This window comes from Rhodosalinus sediminis (genome assembly GCF_003385555.1).
GTDB classification, from domain to species: Bacteria; Pseudomonadota; Alphaproteobacteria; order Rhodobacterales; family Rhodobacteraceae; genus Rhodosalinus; species Rhodosalinus sediminis.
The window spans coordinates 20444-37707 of sequence record NZ_QOHR01000012.1; the positions used below are offsets into that span (position 1 = coordinate 20444).

Genomic DNA, 17264 nt, shown 5'->3' on the forward strand with positions numbered 1-17264 from the left:
GAGGCCGCCGCGCCGGGCTTGCGGCCCGGCCCCGCGCGGGCGACAAGGCGGCATGGCCAGATCCGCCCCCCGCTACGTCTGCACCGCCTGCGGCGCCACCCATCCGAAGTGGGCCGGGCGCTGCGACGCCTGCGGCGCTTGGAACACGCTCGAGGAAGAGGGCGCGCGCGCCGGGCCGGGCAAGGCGCCCTCGGCGGGCCGGGCGATCGCGCTCTCGACCCTCGACGCGGAGGAGGCGCCGGCGCCGCGCGCGGCCTCCGGCATCGCGGAGCTCGACCGGGTGCTCGGCGGCGGGCTGGTGCCGGCCTCGGCGGTGCTGCTCGCGGGCGATCCGGGGATCGGGAAATCCACCCTGCTCCTGCAGGCGGCGGCGCGCTTCGCGGCCGGCGGGCTCTCGACCGTCTACATCTCGGGCGAGGAGGCGGCCGCGCAGGTGCGGATGCGCGCGAAGCGCCTCGGCCTCGCCGACGCGCCGGTGCGCCTCGGCGCCGAGACCGCGCTCTCCGACATCCTCGCCACGCTGGAGGCCGAGCGGCCCGGCCTCGCCATCATCGACTCGATCCAGACCATGTGGACCGACGCCGCCGACAGCGCACCGGGCTCCGTGGGACAGGTGCGCGCGGTGGCGCATCAGCTCACCGCCTTCGCCAAGCGGCGCGGCACGGCAATCATCCTCGTCGGCCATGTCACCAAGGAGGGGCAGATCGCCGGTCCCCGCGTCGTCGAGCACATGGTGGACACCGTGCTCCACTTCGAGGGCGAGCGCGGGCATCAGTTCCGCATCCTGCGCGGGGTCAAGAACCGCTTCGGCGCCACCGACGAGATCGGCGTCTTCGAGATGACGGGATCGGGCCTCGCCGAGATCGGCAACCCTTCGGAGCTCTTCCTGTCGGAGCGCGGCCAGCCCGCGCCCGGCTCGGTCGTCTTCGCCGGCATCGAGGGCTCGCGCCCGCTGCTGGTGGAGCTTCAGGCCCTCGTCGCGCCGACGCCGCAGGCGCAGCCGCGGCGCACCGTCGTCGGCTGGGACGGCGGGCGGCTCGCCATGATCCTCGCCGTGCTCGAGGCGCGCTGCGGCATCCCCTTCGCCGGGCTCGACGTCTACCTGAACGTCGCCGGCGGGCTGAAGATCTCCGAACCGGCCGCCGATCTCGCGGTCGCCGCGGCGCTCCTGTCGGCGCGCGAGGGCACGCCGCTCGCCCCCGAGACGGTCGTCTTCGGCGAAATCAGCCTCTCCGGCGCGCTGCGCCCGGTGAGCCAGACGGAAAACAGGTTGAAAGAGGCCCGGAAACTTGGTTTCACCTCGGCCATCCTGTCCGAGGGCGGCAAGAGCGCGCCGACCGGCGGCCTGACGCTGACCCGGATGGGCCAGCTGGCCGACCTGGCGGACGAGACCTTCGGCGCCGGCTGAGGCGCCCGGCGGCGGGACGGCACGGCGAGGGCAGAGGACGGCAGGGGAACGGGCAGCGCGCATGGAGGGGTTCACCATCATCGACGGCGCCGTGGCGCTCGTCGTCGTCGTCTCGGCTCTGCTCGCCTACGCCCGCGGCTTCGTGCGCGAGGTTCTGGCGATCGGCGGCTGGGCCGCCGCGGCGGTGGTCGCCTTCGTCTTCGCGCCGCAGGCCACTCCCCTCGTCAAGGAAATCCCCGGTCTCGGCACCATCCTCGCCGACAGCTGCGAGCTTTCGGTGATCGCCGCCTTCGCGGGCGTCTTCGCGGTGGCGCTGCTCGTGGTCTCGCTCTTCGTGCCGGTCTTCGCCTCGGCGGTGCGGCGCTCCGCCCTCGGCGGGGTGGACCAGGCGCTCGGCTTTCTCTTCGGCGCGGCGCGCGGCGTGCTCGTCGTGGCGCTCGCCTATTTCCTCTATCAGACGGTGGCCGCCGCGCAGCAGATCGAGATGATCGACGACAGCCGCTCGGCGCAGATCTTCGCGAGCCTCGCCGCCGAGATCGACGAACAGAGCGACCCGGACGCCGCGCTCGGCTGGATCACGGGGCAGTATGAACAGCTCGTGGGCGTCTGCGACGCCGACGCGTGACGGCGCGCCCGCGTTCATGATCGTTTGATGACACCGCGGCCCTGAACGCTTATGTGAGGGTCAGACCCGCCGCCACAGTCCCGGAGTCCCGTCGGCATGACCGACCAGCCCCCCGCCTATCGCGCCCATCCCTTCGACGACGACAAGCTCCGGGAGGAGTGCGGCGTCTTCGGCGTGCTCGGCGTCGCCGACGCGGCCAACTTCGTCGCCCTCGGCCTGCACGCGCTGCAGCACCGCGGACAGGAGGCCGGCGGCATCGTCACCTACGACGCCGAGCGCGGCTTCAACTCCGCCCGGCGCTTCGGCTACGTGCGCGACACCTTCACCTCCGCCGACGTGATGCAGACGCTGCCCGGCAGCCTCGGCATCGGGCACGTGCGCTACTCCACCTCCGGGTCCAAGGGCCCGGCGCAGATCCGGGACGTGCAGCCCTTCTTCGGGGAGTTCTCGATGGGCGGCGCGGCGATCGCGCACAACGGCAACATCACCAACGCGCAGGCGCTGCGCCGCGAGCTGATCGAGCGCGGCTCGATCTTCCAGTCGTCCTCCGACACCGAGTGCATCATCCACCTGATGGCCCGGTCCCTGCAGAAGGGCATCCCCGAGCGGATGGAGGACGCGCTGCGCCGGGTGGAGGGCGCGTTTTCCATCGTGGCGATGACGCGCACCAAGCTCATCGGCGTGCGCGATCCGCTGGGCGTGCGACCGCTCGTGCTCGGCCGCGTCGGCGACGGCTGGGTGCTGAGCTCCGAAACCTGCGCGCTCGACATCATCGGCGCCGAGCTCGTCCGCGAGATCGATCCCGGCGAGATGGTCGTCATCACCGAGGAGCACGGCGTCGAGAGCCTGCGCCCCTTCCGGCCCGTGCGCCCGCGCTTCTGCATCTTCGAGCACGTCTATTTCTCGCGCCCCGATTCGATCATCGGCGGGCGCTCGGTCTACGAAACCCGCCGCCAGATCGGCGTGGAACTCGCGCGCGAGGCGCCGGTGGAGGCCGACCTCGTCTGCCCCGTGCCCGACAGCGGCACGCCCGCGGCCATCGGCTTCAGCCAGGAATCGGGCATTCCCTACGCCATGGGGATCGTGCGCAACCAGTACATGGGCCGCACCTTCATCGAGCCGACCGAGCAGATCCGCAACATGGGCGTGCGCCTCAAGCTCAACGTCAACCGCGCGCTGATCCGCGGCAAGCGCGTGATCCTCGTGGACGACTCGGTCGTGCGGGGCACCACCTCGCGCAAGATCAAGGAGATGATCCTCGACGCGGGCGCCGCCGAGGTGCACTTCCGCATCGCGAGCCCGCCGACCTCCTGGCCCTGCTTCTACGGCGTGGACACGCCGCAGCGCGAGAAGCTGCTCGCCGCCAGCATGTCGGAGGAGGAGATGCGCAGCCACCTCGCCGTCGATTCGCTGCGCTTCATCTCGCTCGACGGGCTCTACCGCGCGGTGGGCGAGCCGCAGGGCCGCGACGCGGGCACGCCGCAATACTGCGACGCCTGTTTCTCGGGCGAGTACCCGGTGGAGCCCTCCGACATGATCGAGCAGGGCTTCACCCTGAAGGCCGCCGAGTAACCGCCGGACGGCGGCGACCCCACACGAAAACGGCCCCCGCAGGGGCCGCTCCTCCGCCCTCGCGGGCGTCGTCGCGAGCGCGGCGGCTCAGCGCCGGCGCGCGCCCAGCGCCTTCCAGCCGCCCGAGACGGTCACCGCCGCGATGGCGCATTTGATCGCGTCGCCGAGCAGGAAGGGCGCCGCACCCGCGGCGATCGCCGTGGAGAGGTCCATGCCGACGAAAAGCGTCAGCCACGCCACGCCGGGAACGTACAGGAGCGCCGCCGGCACGGCCGCCGCCGCGAAGAGGCGCAGGAACCCCCGGTCGAGCCCGCGCTCGACGAGCCAGCCGGTCGCCCAGGCCATGGCGACGAAACCCCAGAGGAAGCCCGCCGTCGGGCCGACGAGGTGATGCGCCCCGGCGTCGCCCCCGGAAAAGACCGGCAGCCCCGCCGCGCCCTGCGCGAGATAGGCGAGCACGGTCAGCGCGGCGAGGCGCGCGCCGAGGGTGAGCCCGATCAGCGTGACGCCGAGCGTCTGGAGCGACATCGGCACCGGCAGCATCGGCACCTCGACCTGCGACAGCAGGCCGAGCGCCGCCGAGCCCGTGAGCACCAGAAGCGCCTGAGTGGTGAGGGAACGTTGGCCGAGCGCGGCTTGGGCGAGTGTCACTGTGCAGTCTCCTCGGAACCTTGGGTCGCGCGCAAAATCCACGATCCGGCCCCGAAAGAAAACCCCTTTCTGCCGCGCGGGCGCCCCTCCGGCCGCATCGCCGGCGCAGACCCCGGGCCCCGGCCCCTTCTTCTTGGGAGAAATATCCCGGGGGTGAATTGGCCGCAGGCCAAGAGGGGGCAGCGCCCCCTCTCCCGGCTTGCCAGCCGCGCCCCGGCGTGGAAAGAGCGGGCCATGACCGACGACAGACCCCTCGCCCTCGTGACGGGCGCCTCGCGGGGGCTCGGCGCCGCGCTCGCCGAGACCCTCGCCGCGACGCATCACGTCCTCGCCGTCGCCCGCACGCAGGGCGCGCTCGAGGAGCTCGACGACCGCATCCGCGCCGCCGGCGGGCAGGCCACGCTCGCGCCGATGGACCTGACGCAGGCCGACGCGGTGGCAGGCCTCGCGCGCGGGATCTTCGACCGCTGGGGCCGGCTCGACCTCTGGGCGCACACGGCGATCCACGCGCCTCCGCTCTCGCCCGCGCCCTCGATCGACGCGAAGGGCTTCGCGCGGGCGCTCGCCACCAACGTCACCGCGACGCAGGCGCTGATCGCCGCGCTCGCGCCGCTCCTCGGCACGGAGGGCCGCGCGCTCTTCTTCGACGACCCGCAAGCGGGGGAGGCCTTCTTCGGGGGTTACGGCGCGACCAAGGCGGCGCAGGCCGCCCTCGCGCGGAGCTGGCAGGCGGAGACGGTGCGCACCGGCCCGCGCGTGCAGGTCCTGACGCCCGCGCCCATGCCCACGGCGCTGCGCGCGCGCTTCTTCCCCGGCGAGGCGCGCGACGGCCTCGCCGAGCGCCATGCCGAGGCGCGGCGGCTTCTGGCCGCGGCGGACTGAGCGCGCTCGCTTGCCGCGCCGCGCCCCCTTCTCTAGGAGGAGGGCCGAGGGACAGCGGGGCGGCCGATGCGCATACTTGTGACGAACGACGACGGGATCAACGCGCCGGGACTGGCGGTGCTCGAGGCCATCGCGGCCGAGCTGGCGGGCCCCGGCGGCGAGGTCTGGGTCGTCGCGCCCGCCTTCGAGCAATCGGGCGTCGCGCACAAGATCAGCTACACCCACCCCATGCTGATCGCCGAGATGGGCGAGCGCCGCTACGCCGCCGAGGGGAGCCCCGCGGACTGCGTCATGGCCGGCATCTACGACGTGCTCGACGGCGAGCGGCCGGATCTCGTCCTCTCAGGCGTCAATCGCGGCAACAATTCGGCCGAGAACGCGCTCTATTCCGGCACGCTCGGCGGCGCGATGGAGGGCGCGCTTCAGGGCCTGCCCGCGATCGCGCTGTCGCAGTTCTACGGGCCGCGCATCGCGCACCTTGAGAACCGCTTCGAGCCCTCCGAGCGGCACGGCGCCGAGACCGTGCGCCGCATCCTCGCCGCCACGCCGGAGGAGGACCGCGACTACGGGCTCTTCTTCAACGTGAACTTCCCGCCGGTCCCGGCCGACGAAGTGGCCGGCCTCAAGGTGGCCGAACAGGGCTTCCGGCGCGGCACGGCCTTCCGCACGGAGCCGCATCTTTCGCCCTCGGGGCGGCGCTTTCTCTGGATGCGCGGCGTCAATCAGCAGGTGCCCTCGGCGCCCGGCACCGACGCGGCGGTGAACCTCGAGGGCTGGATCTCGGTGACGCCGATGCGCGCCGATCTGACCGCGCACGACGCGCTCGACCACTTCCGGGAGAGGCTATGACCGACGGGGAGCGGTCGGAGACCGACGCCGAGCGCACCATGCGCCTCCTCTTCGCCCTGCGCTCGCGCGGGGTGACCGACGCGCGGGTGCTCACGGCGATGGAGAAGCTCGACCGCGGCCGCTTCGTGCGCCACTACTTCCAGGACCGTGCCTACGACGACATGCCGCTGCCCATCGCCTGCGGGCAGACGATCAGCCAGCCCTCGATCGTCGGGCTGATGACCGAGGCGCTCCGCGTGGCGCCGCGCGACAAGGTGCTCGAGATCGGCACCGGCTCGGGCTATCAGGCCGCTGTGCTCGCGCAGCTCGCGCGGCGCGTCTACACGGTGGAGCGCCACGCGCGGCTCGTGCGGGAGGCGCGCGAGCTCTTCGGCGCGCTCGACATGCCCAACATCACCGCGGTCCTCGGCGACGGTAGCCACGGCCTGCCGGATCAGGCGCCCTTCGATCGCATTCTCGTGACGGCCGCGGCCGAGGATCCGCCCGGCCCGCTCTTGGCGCAACTCAAGATCGGCGGTATCATGGTGGTTCCGGTGGGTCAGTCGGACACGGTGCAGCGCCTCATCCGCGTCACGCGCAGCGAGAGCGGATACGACTACGACGAACTGCGCGCGGTGCGCTTCGTGCCGCTCGTCGAGGGGCTCGGGCGCGACGGCTGACGCAACGGAGGCCCGGGGCCCCGGCGACAAGGGGCGCGCAACGAGGGATATCGAGCGATGACTGCGCCCATTCCGTCCACCCGGCGCGCCCTCTTCGCGGGCGCGGCCTGTCTCGCGCTCGGCGCCTGCGGCGGCACGCTGGACGTGGACCTGCGCCCGCCCGAGCTCAACACCGCCTCGGCCGCGCAGCGCGCAGTGGCCGAGCGGCCCGCCCCGGATGCGCGCGGCGTGATCTCCTATCCGACCTATCAGGTCGCGGTCGCGCGGCGCGGCGACACGGCGACCGAGGTGGCCGCGCGCGTCGGGCTGCCCGCCAGGGAACTCGCGCGGCACAACGGGATCGACCCGGACACGCCCCTCCGGCAGGGCGAGGTGCTCGCCCTGCCCCGCCGGGTTGCGGAGCCCGCGGACGCGGAGCGCGGCCGCGTCGACGTCGCCGCGCTCGCCGGACCCGCGCTCGACAGCGCCGAGGCCTCCGCCGTCGACACGGAGACGCTGCCCGCGGCCCGGGCTGCCGGCGAACAGGCGGCAGCGCCGCAGGAGAACGCCGCGGACACGGCGGAGCGGAGCGCGCAGCCCGATGGCGCGGCACAGAGAGTCGCGGAGCGGGAACCGATCCGCCACCAGGTCGAGCGCGGCGAGACGGCCTATTCCATCGCGCGGCTCTACGACGTCTCGGTGCGCGCGCTCGCCGAGTGGAACGGGCTCGGCCCGGAGTTCCGCGTGCGCGAGGGGCAGTATCTGCTGATCCCCGTCGCGCTCGAAGCGCCGCGCCCCCGGATGGCGCAGACGGAGGCCGAGACGCCGCCGCCCGGCACCGGCTCCCCCACCCCGCCGCCGCCGAGCGCCTCGCGCCCGGTGCCGCAGGAGGACCCGGCCCCCGCGACCGAGACGGCGGCCGCGGCGCCCGAGCCCGAACCCGCGCCCGACATCGGCCAGACCGAGAGCGCCGCCGAGGCGCGGATGAGCATGCCCGTGGACGGGCCGATCATCCGGGACTTCGACAAGGGCCGCAACAACGGCATCGCCATCGCCGCCGACGCAGGCACACCGGTGCGCGCCGCCGCCTCGGGCCGCGTGGCGGCGGTGACCGAGAACACCGAGGACGTGGCGATCGTGGTGATCAAGCACCCCGAGAACCTGCTGACGGTCTACGTCAACCTCGCCGATATCACGGTGTCCAAGGGCGACGCCGTCGCGCGCGGCGACCCGATCGCGGCCGTGGCGCCGGGCGACCCGGCCTTCCTGCACTTCGAGGTCACCCGCGGGACCGAGCGCGTGGACCCGACGCCCTACCTCAATCCCTGACGGGCGCGCGGCGCAGCCGCCGCAGCCCGGCGTCGAGCGCGACCGCGGTGACGAGCACCGCCGGCCAGCCGAGCGTCAGCATCAGCGCGACGAGCATCCAGAAGAGATTGAGCGCGCGGAGGACCAGGCAGGTGCCGGTGTAGTCCTCGACGCGGCGCACGGGGCGCTCGGACATGGGCGCACTCCCTCGGTTGCCCTAATGAGGATAGCGCAGCCGACGCCGCCGGGCGAACCCCGCCTTTCGGATCGGCGACGCGACGCCTATGTTCGGCGCAACGGAAAGGGGGAGCGATGACGACCACAGGCGCGGACCGAACGGTGCTCAGGATCTCCGGGGAGGAGGCGCGCGACTTCCTGCAGGGCCTCGTGACCAACGACGTGGCGAAGCTCGATGAGGGGCTCGTCTACGCCGCGATCCTCACGCCGCAGGGCAAGTACATCGCGGATTTCTTCCTCGCGCCCGAGGCCGGCGGCGCGGTGCTGATGGACCTCGCCGCGCCGCTCGCGGCGGACGTCCAGAAGCGGCTGAAGCTCTACAAGCTCCGCGCCAGGGTCGAGATCGAGGAGACCGACCTCCACGTGCGCCGCGGCACCGGCCCCGCGCCCGAGGGCGCCTTCGCCGATCCGCGCGACCCGCGACTCGGCTGGCGGCTCTACGGCGCCGAGGGCGGCGACGACGGCACCGACTGGGACGCCCTGCGCGTGGCCGCCTGCGTGCCCGAGAGCGGCGTCGAACTCACGCCCGAGACCTTCATCCTCGAGGCCGGCTTCGAGCGGCTGAACGGCGTGGACTTCCGCAAAGGCTGCTACGTCGGGCAGGAGGTGACGGCCCGGATGCACCACAAGACGGAGCTGAAGAAGGGCCTCGCCACGGTGGAGGTCGAGGGCGCGGCACCCGTGGGCACGCCGATCGAAAGCGCCGATGGCAAGGCGGCGGGCACGCTGCTCACCCAGTCCGGCGGCCGCGCGATCGCCCATCTGCGCTACGACCGCGCGGGAGAAGGCATGACGGCCGGCGAGGCGCGGGTGCACTGGCGGCCCGAGGGCTGAGACGGGACACGGAGGGGGCGCTGCCCCCTCTTGGCCTGACGGCCAATTCACCCCCGGAGTATTTAAGCCAAGATGATGGGGCTGCGCCCGGGCCAAGTGTCGCGCGCGCAGCGCGGCCCGGTCATGCGCGTTCGGCGTATTCCATCGTCTCGGTGTTGACGACGATCGCCTCGCCGGGGCCGACGAAGGGCGGGACCATGAGGCGCACGCCGTTGTCGAGCACGGCCGGCTTGTAGGAATTGGCCGCCGTCTGGCCCTTCACCACCGGCTCGGTCTCCTCGACGGTGCAGGTGACCTTCTGCGGCAGCGTGGCGTTCAGCGCCTCGCTCTCGTAGAACTCGACCTCGATGGTCATGCCGTCCTTGAGGAAGGGACGCCGCTCGCCGAGGATCGCGGCCGGAAGCTCGATCTGTTCGAAGGTGTCGGCATCCATGAAGACGAGCATGCCGTCGTTTTCGTAGAGGAACTGCTGGTCGCGCTGTTCGAGGCGCACGCGCTCCACCTTGTCGGCGGAGCGGAAGCGTTCGTTCAGCTTGGAGCCGTTGCGCAGGTTGCGCAGCTCGACCTGGGCGAAGGCGCCGCCCTTGCCGGGCTTGACGTGATCCACCTTCACCGCCGCCCAGAGGCCGCCGTTGTGCTCGAGCACGTTGCCGGGGCGGATCTCGTTACCGTTGATGCGGGGCATGGAACCTGGGCCACTGGTTGATCGTTGCTCGGGCGCTCCTATATCTCGCGTGGAGCAGGCTGGCAACCCGGCCTATTTCGTGTTGCATGCGCCCCGAGCCATGCGTGAAGTGCATGACAGGCTTGCGTCCGCGATGTATCCGAATCGAGACGTTTCGGCCATAACCGCCGGCACGCCCGAGGCGCAAGTCGAATAACAAGGACACCCTGATGAAGGATTTCGTTGACGGCACGGCGTTCAGCGCGGAGCAGGGGATGCGCGCCCGCAAGCTCTTCGCCGCCGTCGTGCTGGCCGCGCTGGACGACGCGATCGCCGACGACCGCAAGTACGGCAACGGCCCCGATCAGATCGCGCGCTGGGCCCGGTCGCGCGACGGCCGGGAAGTTCTGTCCTGCGCCGGGATCGACCCGACCGAGCGTGTCGTGGAGGGGCTCATGGCCTTCGTGGCGCGCGGGGTGCGCACCTCCGTCGCGCTCTCGCGCGAGGAGAGCGAGCGCCGCAACGCCGCCGGGGAGCGCCCGGAAGCCGCCTGACGCGCATGGATCCCGGCAAAAAGCGCGCCGCCCCCGGGGGCGGCGCGCTTTTTCGTCGGGGGTGCGGCGTCAGCGCAGGTCGCGCTCCGCGAGGGCGCGCCGGATCTCGTCGCGGACGAGGGTCTGCAGCGTTCGGGCGACGCGCTCCCCCGCGGCGCCCTGCAGTTCCTCCCGCACGACGTCGCGCACGATGGCGCGCAGCGCCGCCTCGTCCAAGGGCCCGACCTCCGGCGCGCGCCCGACGGGGTCGGAGCTCTGAACCGGCGCGGCGCCGTCGGGGGTGGCCTCCGGCCCTGTGCCCGGTGCATCGGCGGCGTCGGCCCGCGTGTCCGCCCCGCGCTCCATGCCGGCGAGCGCCTCGAGTTGGGCGATCTCGGCCTCGAGGGCGTCGTCGGACGCGGCCTCCGGCGCCTCCGCCGCGCGGGGCGCCGGGCCGTCCGGCGTCCATACGGGCCGATGCAGGAAGAGGACGTCGTCCGCGCCGGTGTCGCGCCGCTCGGGCCTCTCCGGCACGTCGGCGTCGCCGGGCGCGGCCCCCGTCACGCGCAGCGCCGGCGTCAGCAACAGCTTCTCGCGGTCGTCGGCCGCCGCCGTCGAGGGCGCCGGCGCGTGCTCCTCGCGGACGAGACGGCGGATCGCCGCCAGCACGTCCTCGATCTCGGACGGGTCGCGGGGCTGTGACATGGGACCGATCTTCGCTGCTGCCTCGCCCGGACCCTAGGCGGTCCGGGCGCGCGGCACAATGGAGGCCCCGCGCGTCAGTCGCCCCCGATCGATTGCAGGACGCGGTCCAGCGCCTGACCCTGCGGGCTGAGGGGCACGGGCGCGTCCTTGGCGAGGTTGTAATACGCCGCCGGATCGTAGCGCGGCACCGAAAGGCCGAGCTGCTCCGCCGTCAGGCGCCCGGTCGCGGCGAAGAGCGAGTAGGCCGCGATGTATTCGTCGGTGATCGCGGAGACGAGCTCGGTGCGCGCGTCGAGCAGGTTCTGCTCCGCCTCGAGGACGTCGAGCGTGGTGCGCGCGCCGAGGCGCGCCTCCTCGCGCACGCCCTCGAAGGCGATCTCGGCGGCCTCGATCTGGCGGCGGCTCGCCTCGCGGGCGGCGCGCGCGACCTGGAGCCGGGACCAGGCGGCGCCCGCCTCCTCGGCGAGGCGCTTGCGCACGACGTGCAGGTTGCCGCGGGCGGCGTCGCGGCGCGCCTGCGCTTGGCGCACCAGCGACGAAATCTCGCCGCCCCGGTAGATGGGGCCGCCGACGCTGAGGCTGATCTCCCCGGTGCCGAGCGACTCCTCCTCGTCGAAATCATCGGTGATGCCGTAGCGCCCGCCGAGCGTGACGCGCGGCTTCATCCCAGCGCGCGCGGCCGCGACGCGCAGCTCCTCGACGGTGACCTCGCGCTGCGCCTGCCCAAGATCGGGATGGTCGCGCACCGCCCGCTCGCGCGCCGCCTCCGCGCTGGAGACCGTGCGGGGCACCGCCCCCGGCTCGGCGAGGCGCCCCGGCTCGCTGCCGACGGCGCGGATGTATGTTTCGCGCGCCTGCGCGAGGTCGCCCTCGGCCCGCGCGAGGTTGGCGCGCGCCGCCGCCAGCGCCGCCTCCGCCTGCGCCACGTCGGTGCGCGTCACCTCGCCCACCTCGAACCGGTCGCGCGCCGCGCGAAGCTGACGCTCGATGACGCGCACGTTGTTCTCGCGCAGGTCCACCGTGTCGCTCGCCCGGCGCAGGTTCATGAAGGCCTGCACCGCGCCGAGCAGCACCTGCTGTTCGATCGATACGAGGCCTTCGCGCGTGGCGAGCACCGTCTCCTTGGCGGCTTCGCGCTGCAGTTGGGAGCGGCCGAAATCGTACAGCAGCCATTGCAGCTCGACGCCGGCCGAAGCCTGTTCGCTGACGAAGCCGCCGACGGCGCCGGTGACTTGCGACCGCGCCCGCCCGTACTGCCGGGTCATCGACACCGACCAGTCGAGCACCGGCCGCAGCCCCGCGACCGCCTGCGCCACGTCCTCGTCGGCGGCGCGCAGGAGCGCGCGGTTCTGCTCCAGAAGGCCGCTGTTGACGTAGGCGTCCGAGAGCGCCTCGGCGAGCGTCTGCGCCGAGGCGCCCCCGGCCGCGCCCGCCGCCGTCGCCGCCGCCAGAGCGAGCCCCGCGAGGCGGCGACGCACCGCATTCCACTGTCCCATGCCTGCCTCTTTCGTTCTCTTCGTCATTGTGCCGATCCGTCCCTCAGAGCGAGAACTCCGTGCGCCGCTCGAACCCGGGCAGCACCGGCGCGCCGGCGTTGAAGGCGAAGCGCCAGCTCACCGCGCCCTCGACCTTGTGGCCGAGCCGCACCGTGCCGAGCCGCCCGTCCTCGAACAGGCAGACGATGCGCCCGTCCTCCTTGAGCTGGTCGACGATGGCCTGCGGCAGCTCGCCCACCGCGCCCTGCACGAGGATCGCGTCGTAAGGTCCGTGCCGCGCCGCCCCCTCGGCGAGCGGCCCGTCGTGCAGCGCGACGTTGTCCGAGCCGTATTCGGCGAGGCGGGTCTGCGCCTCGCGCGCCATCCCCTCGTCCTCCTCGACGGCGACCACCGCCTCGGCGAGATGCGCGGCCACGGCGGCCGAGTAGCCGTAGGCGCTCCCGATATCGAGAACGAGGTCGTCGGGCTGCAGGTCGAGCGCGTCGAGCATCTTGGCGAGCGTGCGCGGCTCGAGGATCGCGCGCCCGCCCCCGAGGGCGATGTTGTCTCCCATGTACGCCGCTTCCCGCTTCTCCTCCGGCACGAAAAGTTCGCGCGGGACGGTGAGGAAGGCGTCGATCACGGGAAACTTGGTGACGTCGGCGGGGCGGATCTGCGTGTCCACCATGGTTTCGCGGCGTGCGGCGAAGTCGGTCATGCGGGCCTGTCGTGCTCGGGATGTGGTTTGTATCGATAGTGCCACACGGCCCATGCGCCGGCAATGCGCGCCGCGGCGCCCTGCGCCGCGCGCGCCGGCGCCTGCGCTCTTGCAGCACGCGCGCGTATGGTCTAGCTCATGTGGCGAAGGCGAGTTGGCGGAGTGGTTACGCAGCGGATTGCAAATCCGTGTACAGGGGTTCGATTCCCCTACTCGCCTCCACAATATATTGTTGTTTTTACTACATTTTCAGCAGTCACCCACAATATTTAGTCACCAAAATTCTGCACACAATTCGTACACAGTTTTGACGTGCAAAATCAGCCCAAATCAGCTATAATCTCGCCAAGTCAACCACTTACAGGCAAAGGTGCGATGAGCTACGGCACAAGCACAATCCAAGTACACAAAAAACTGCGGCTGGATAAACGCAAGGGCAGCAACAACTGGTATGCTCGCCTAACGCTGCAAAATGGCCAACGCCAAGTAAAAAGCACTGGCACGGATGACTTGGAAAAAGCGAAGGAAGTTGCGCTTGAGATGTATTACGATGTGCAGGCGCGATTGAAAAATCAGCTGCCCGCAAATACCCGTAAATTCAAGCACGTAGCTGAATTCGCGGTTAAGCGTATGCAGGACGACGTGGCGGCAGGTACGGGCAAGCAGGCGTATAAAGATTATATCGCCGCTATCAACAAGTGGCTGATACCCTACTTTGAAAAAACAGACGTTGAAAAAATTGACCTTGCTGCACTGACAGCATTTGACGCTTGGCGAGAACAAGAATTTGGCAAAAAGCTAGCGCAAAGCACCATCAACAATCACAACGCAGCACTGAACAGGGTTTTGGACGAAGCTGAACTGCGTGGTTGGATCAACAAGTCAATGCGCCCCACCCTTCTTAACAAAGGCGTGCCCACGCAAAGCAGGGGCAGCTATACGGCAGCAGAATACAAAACAATTTATACAGCGCTGCGCACTTTCCATCAAAAAACAACCAACACCAAAGCAGCAGCAACACGCGAAACCCTGCGCAACTACGTCTTATTTCTTGCAAATACTGGCATACGACACGGCACTGAGGCGCTTGGCTTGGAATGGCGCAACATTGAATGGCACACAAAAGGTGACGATCGTTTTCTCGCAGTGAATGTGGACGGCAAGACCAACAAACGAAAAGCTGTTGCACGCGACAGGGTGGCTGATTTTCTGTTTCGTCAAAGTCAACTCAACCCTCGCCTAAGTTACGAAACGCTGGATGCTTTGATAGCGGCCAAAAGCACAGGAAAGGTATGGACGACACGACAGGGAGAGACTGCGACAGTTGCTAACCTTAACCGTGCTTATAACGCCTTGCTAAAAAAACTTGATCTTAAAACAGGCGCAGACGGACAACCGCGTACGCTTTACAGCTGGCGTCATTTTTACGCTACGCAAGATTTGGAACGAGGTGTCAGCACACACGCTCTCAGCAAGCAAATGGGGAACAGCACAACGATGCTGGACAAGCACTATAGCAAATACAGCCCCTTGCTTAACGCGGAGTTGCACAGCGGGCGCACTTCAAAAAAGCAAAGCCAAAAACCCACCAACACCCAAGCAAGTCCCGCCACACTTGCGTTTGATATGTTGACCGCTGGCAAGCTAACAGAAACGGAACTTTTGGCTGCGCTTGGCGTGGAGCGTGACGGCTATGCAGTAACGGAAGAAATTGCAATGCGAGCACTTGAGGCGAAAAACGCTGATCTGATCGACAGCAACACACTTTTGAAAATCCTAAACGGATAAAAAGAAAGGCGCTGCATTGCAACAGCGCCCTTACTTCAAACTTTGATGTAAGCTATTTGCGCTTGCGCACTGCCAGCTCGCTCAGTGCAGCGTCAAATTCGCCACCAGCACAAGCCGCATAGAACGCTTCCAGCACAGTCTTAACAGCGGCCAGGTCTTTCACAAACACAGCGTTGCCCTTATCGCCAAGCTGCACAACGCGAGACCCATATTTACACTGCACATACCACCCGCCATCTTGCGCAAAAAACCACGCACGCACACGCTTTTGATGCTCAACAAGAACACGCTCGCCAGCGTCATTTTGCTGCCAACGCTTTGAAGCAACGCCGTATTGCTCCCCCTTCTCAGCAGCAGCCAGCACCTGTAACTGTTCTTCAATAGCAGCACTGAGCTTTTCACGTCGCTTTACGACAGGGTCTTTTTGTGCGCTGCGATGAACAGTTTTCAGGTTAAGTTTAGCAAGATGAGACATAGCAACAGCTCCTTTTCTATATCAGCTGCCGCAATGCTACGGCCAGAACATAACAAGAACGACCATTTTCTAACTGCCTTTGTAAGCAAAGGATAAATAACTGCGAAAGGAACGCGGTTATGTGGCAAAAGCGAGTAAACTGGACTTGGGAAGCGTGGATGGAGGCATACGATTGGGACATTTACGCAACGCTCAATTTTGGCCGCCTTTACTTACTTGATGGCAACAAAACTGACGCTGCTGCAAAACTATGGCGCAGCTGTCTTAACACGCTGGATCACACACTATACGGGAAATCCCGTAGCTGTCAGCGCCGCTTTGATCGCGTTGTGTTTAGGCACTTTGGCGACACAGCAACAAATCCCCATATCCACATACTTGCAAAATCGCCCATCGACACAAACGAATTTTGTGTAGCGTGGAATGCGATATGGGCATCAAAGTTTGACGCAGCTGCCAGCCCTATCAGCAATTCAATCGCTCCCATACTCACAATAAAAGGCGCAACAGGCTATTCACAACACGAAGAGTTCAGGCAAGATTTAGGCAGTTTGGACGACAGGCTCACATACATAAATTCAGGCCCACAGCATCTTGTGCGCACAGATGCACTTGGAAAGCTCCACGCAAAGGCAACTGACACCAACTTACTAAAGGCACGCTTGGCCCTGCCACAGCACATAGAAACCACACAAAAAAACTTTACGAGGCGAGAAAAGGCAAGAGCAGCGGCAATGCGGCGCTCTTAACTTAATCGTACAAAATTTGAATATGAGGAATGTGGGTTGGCTTGTCCAGCTCACATCCTTGTTATGTCAAATAACTAAAACAAAACACATTCGCTCAAACAGCAACGGTAAATACATAGAGGCATTTGAAAATGACATTACTTGAAACAACATACACACAACTACAGAGCGCAGGGCTGGTGCACTGCGCTGAGGCATTTAGCAGAAATTATTTAGGCAAGAACAGTAACTGGTATGCCTATCAAAAACACACAGGACGCGATTACAGCGTGAGCGCGGCTATACAGTGTCTACGCTCAATACGCTCGCAGCAGCGTCAAACAGCGATCACTACTGCGCAAGCTCAAGCACTCAAAAACACGGAACAGCAGCTGCTGGCTTACTTGAATGCTCAATATTGCGTGGCTGATGTGTGCTGATACAAAATATTATAGATTAAGTAATCCCTAACATTATGACCCAATCGCCAACAAAAACAATGACTTGCGTCACACATAAAAAGAGGTCGTCCGCAAAAATGTTTGAATTTACATTTATACGTAAGAGAACAACACATTTTGGGGAACTGCGCTATGAAACAGGCCAAGCTATTGACGCAACAGGAGCGCAAGCGACTGGCAGCTGTAATTGACCACAAGCGCTATGCAACTCGCAACCACACAGCTGTAGCGCTTTCGTTTTATGCAGGACTGCGTGCGTGTGAGATCGCGGCACTGCGGGTTGGAGACGTATTTGACGACACGGGTGCTGTACGTGACACGATACATTTGCGGGCAGCGCAGACAAAGGGCAACGACGCGGCGACAGTGCTCGTAAACAAAAGACTGGCGCAACAACTCAAGCGTTATGCTGCACAGCACCCAAATCGCACTCAGCAACCCAATGCCCCACTCATATACTCAGCAAAGGGCGGCAGCTTTACTGCGCAAACCATCGTCAATCTGTTTCAAGCACTTTACAAAGCAGCTGGTATAGCAGGTGCAAGCTCACACTCAGGTCGCAGGCAGTTTGTGACAGAGTTGGCTGACAAGGGCATTAACGCACGTGTCATCCAGGCTCTTGCACGTCACAAGCACCTCAACACCACAATGCGTTATATTGATTTGAACGAAAACAAGCTGCGCAGTGCGGTTGAGCTGGTGAACTACTGAAC

At 67.3% G+C, this 17264-nt stretch carries 20 protein-coding genes and 1 tRNA gene; 14 read left to right on the forward strand and 7 right to left on the reverse strand.

Features of this window, described 5'->3' with window-relative positions:
- Positions 1-52 precede the first annotated feature (52 nt).
- The 3 genes from radA (at position 53) to purF (ending at position 3605) form a co-directional block, all read left to right on the forward strand.
- A complete protein-coding gene (gene radA, locus DRV84_RS09775) occupies positions 53-1408 on the forward strand; it encodes a DNA repair protein RadA (RefSeq protein WP_115979861.1) in 1356 nt (451 codons plus the stop codon).
- Positions 1409-1469: 61 nt separating this feature from the next.
- Complete coding sequence (locus tag DRV84_RS09780) at positions 1470-2033, forward strand: CvpA family protein (RefSeq protein ID WP_115979864.1); 564 nt, start codon at positions 1470-1472, stop codon at positions 2031-2033.
- Between the two features lie 96 nt (positions 2034-2129).
- Positions 2130-3605 carry an amidophosphoribosyltransferase gene (gene purF / locus DRV84_RS09785; RefSeq protein ID WP_115979867.1) on the forward strand — a complete coding sequence of 492 codons (1476 nt, stop codon included), beginning with the start codon at positions 2130-2132 and terminating at the stop codon, positions 3603-3605.
- Positions 3606-3692: 87 nt separating this feature from the next.
- Here the strand turns inward: purF and DRV84_RS16010 are convergent, their stop codons facing one another.
- Positions 3693-4256, reverse strand: coding sequence for a biotin transporter BioY (locus tag DRV84_RS16010; RefSeq protein WP_239995043.1), 564 nt, complete (start codon positions 4254-4256; stop codon positions 3693-3695).
- Between the two features lie 234 nt (positions 4257-4490).
- On the opposite strand from DRV84_RS16010, the gene DRV84_RS09795 reads away from it, so the two are divergent.
- The 4 genes from DRV84_RS09795 to DRV84_RS09810 all read left to right on the forward strand — a co-directional run bounded on the left by DRV84_RS09795 (position 4491) and on the right by DRV84_RS09810 (position 7954).
- Complete coding sequence (locus DRV84_RS09795; protein WP_115979872.1) at positions 4491-5138, forward strand: SDR family NAD(P)-dependent oxidoreductase; 648 nt, start codon at positions 4491-4493, stop codon at positions 5136-5138.
- Positions 5139-5204: 66 nt separating this feature from the next.
- Positions 5205-5987, forward strand: coding sequence for a 5'/3'-nucleotidase SurE (gene surE, locus DRV84_RS09800; protein WP_115979874.1), 783 nt, complete (start codon positions 5205-5207; stop codon positions 5985-5987).
- Positions 5984-6646 carry a protein-L-isoaspartate(D-aspartate) O-methyltransferase gene (locus tag DRV84_RS09805; protein ID WP_115979877.1) on the forward strand — a complete coding sequence of 221 codons (663 nt, stop codon included), beginning with the start codon at positions 5984-5986 and terminating at the stop codon, positions 6644-6646. Before surE ends, DRV84_RS09805 begins: the two co-directional genes overlap by 4 nt.
- A gap of 57 nt (positions 6647-6703) precedes the next feature.
- Positions 6704-7954, forward strand: a complete 1251-nt coding sequence (locus DRV84_RS09810; protein WP_115979879.1) for a peptidoglycan DD-metalloendopeptidase family protein — start codon at positions 6704-6706, stop codon at positions 7952-7954.
- Here DRV84_RS09810 and DRV84_RS09815 read toward each other — a convergent pair.
- Positions 7944-8129 carry a hypothetical protein gene (locus DRV84_RS09815; RefSeq protein WP_115979882.1) on the reverse strand — a complete coding sequence of 62 codons (186 nt, stop codon included), beginning with the start codon at positions 8127-8129 and terminating at the stop codon, positions 7944-7946. The two genes, DRV84_RS09810 and DRV84_RS09815, sit on opposite strands and share 11 nt — an antisense overlap.
- 116 nt (positions 8130-8245) lie before the next feature.
- Between DRV84_RS09815 and ygfZ the strand changes: the two genes are divergently transcribed.
- Positions 8246-9004 (forward strand): CAF17-like 4Fe-4S cluster assembly/insertion protein YgfZ, encoded by a 759-nt coding sequence (gene ygfZ / locus DRV84_RS09820; protein ID WP_115979885.1) that lies wholly within the window; start codon positions 8246-8248, stop codon positions 9002-9004.
- A 121-nt stretch (positions 9005-9125) separates the two neighbouring features.
- Here ygfZ and efp read toward each other — a convergent pair whose 3' ends face one another.
- Entirely contained in the window at positions 9126-9689 is a 564-nt protein-coding gene (gene efp / locus DRV84_RS09825; protein WP_115979888.1) for an elongation factor P, read from the reverse strand.
- Positions 9690-9898: 209 nt separating this feature from the next.
- Here efp and DRV84_RS09830 point away from each other — a divergent pair, with 209 nt between their 5' ends.
- A complete protein-coding gene (locus DRV84_RS09830; RefSeq protein WP_115979891.1) occupies positions 9899-10222 on the forward strand; it encodes a DUF6280 family protein in 324 nt (107 codons plus the stop codon).
- A 69-nt stretch (positions 10223-10291) separates the two neighbouring features.
- On the opposite strand, the gene DRV84_RS09835 is transcribed toward DRV84_RS09830, so the two are convergent.
- The 3 genes from DRV84_RS09835 to DRV84_RS09845 all read right to left on the reverse strand — a co-directional run bounded on the left by DRV84_RS09835 (position 10292) and on the right by DRV84_RS09845 (position 13099).
- Positions 10292-10906 carry a hypothetical protein gene (locus DRV84_RS09835; protein ID WP_115979893.1) on the reverse strand — a complete coding sequence of 205 codons (615 nt, stop codon included), beginning with the start codon at positions 10904-10906 and terminating at the stop codon, positions 10292-10294.
- Positions 10907-10980: 74 nt separating this feature from the next.
- The gene (locus DRV84_RS09840) at positions 10981-12402 is read right to left on the reverse strand and encodes a TolC family outer membrane protein (RefSeq protein ID WP_115979896.1); all 1422 of its coding nucleotides are present in this window, start codon (positions 12400-12402) and stop codon (positions 10981-10983) included.
- 43 nt (positions 12403-12445) lie between these two features.
- The gene (locus DRV84_RS09845) at positions 12446-13099 is read right to left on the reverse strand and encodes a protein-L-isoaspartate O-methyltransferase family protein (RefSeq protein WP_115979898.1); all 654 of its coding nucleotides are present in this window, start codon (positions 13097-13099) and stop codon (positions 12446-12448) included.
- A gap of 148 nt (positions 13100-13247) precedes the next feature.
- On the opposite strand from DRV84_RS09845, the gene DRV84_RS09850 reads away from it, so the two are divergent.
- A tRNA-Cys gene (locus tag DRV84_RS09850) sits at positions 13248-13321 on the forward strand.
- A 153-nt stretch (positions 13322-13474) separates the two neighbouring features.
- Positions 13475-14887, forward strand: a complete 1413-nt coding sequence (locus tag DRV84_RS09855; protein ID WP_115979900.1) for a tyrosine-type recombinase/integrase — start codon at positions 13475-13477, stop codon at positions 14885-14887.
- Positions 14888-14939: 52 nt separating this feature from the next.
- On the opposite strand, the gene DRV84_RS09860 is transcribed toward DRV84_RS09855, so the two are convergent.
- Positions 14940-15362: a DUF6641 family protein gene (locus DRV84_RS09860; RefSeq protein ID WP_115979903.1), complete on the reverse strand. Its 423-nt coding sequence runs from the start codon at positions 15360-15362 to the stop codon at positions 14940-14942.
- 158 nt (positions 15363-15520) lie between these two features.
- Here DRV84_RS09860 and DRV84_RS15425 point away from each other — a divergent pair, with 158 nt between their 5' ends.
- The 3 genes from DRV84_RS15425 to DRV84_RS09865 all read left to right on the forward strand — a co-directional run bounded on the left by DRV84_RS15425 (position 15521) and on the right by DRV84_RS09865 (position 17262).
- Positions 15521-16111, forward strand: a complete 591-nt coding sequence (locus DRV84_RS15425; RefSeq protein WP_147298845.1) for a hypothetical protein — start codon at positions 15521-15523, stop codon at positions 16109-16111.
- Positions 16112-16242: 131 nt separating this feature from the next.
- Entirely contained in the window at positions 16243-16530 is a 288-nt protein-coding gene (locus DRV84_RS16245; protein WP_420852972.1) for a DUF6626 family protein, read from the forward strand.
- A gap of 153 nt (positions 16531-16683) precedes the next feature.
- Positions 16684-17262 (forward strand): tyrosine-type recombinase/integrase, encoded by a 579-nt coding sequence (locus tag DRV84_RS09865; RefSeq protein ID WP_115979906.1) that lies wholly within the window; start codon positions 16684-16686, stop codon positions 17260-17262.
- Positions 17263-17264: the final 2 nt, after the last annotated feature.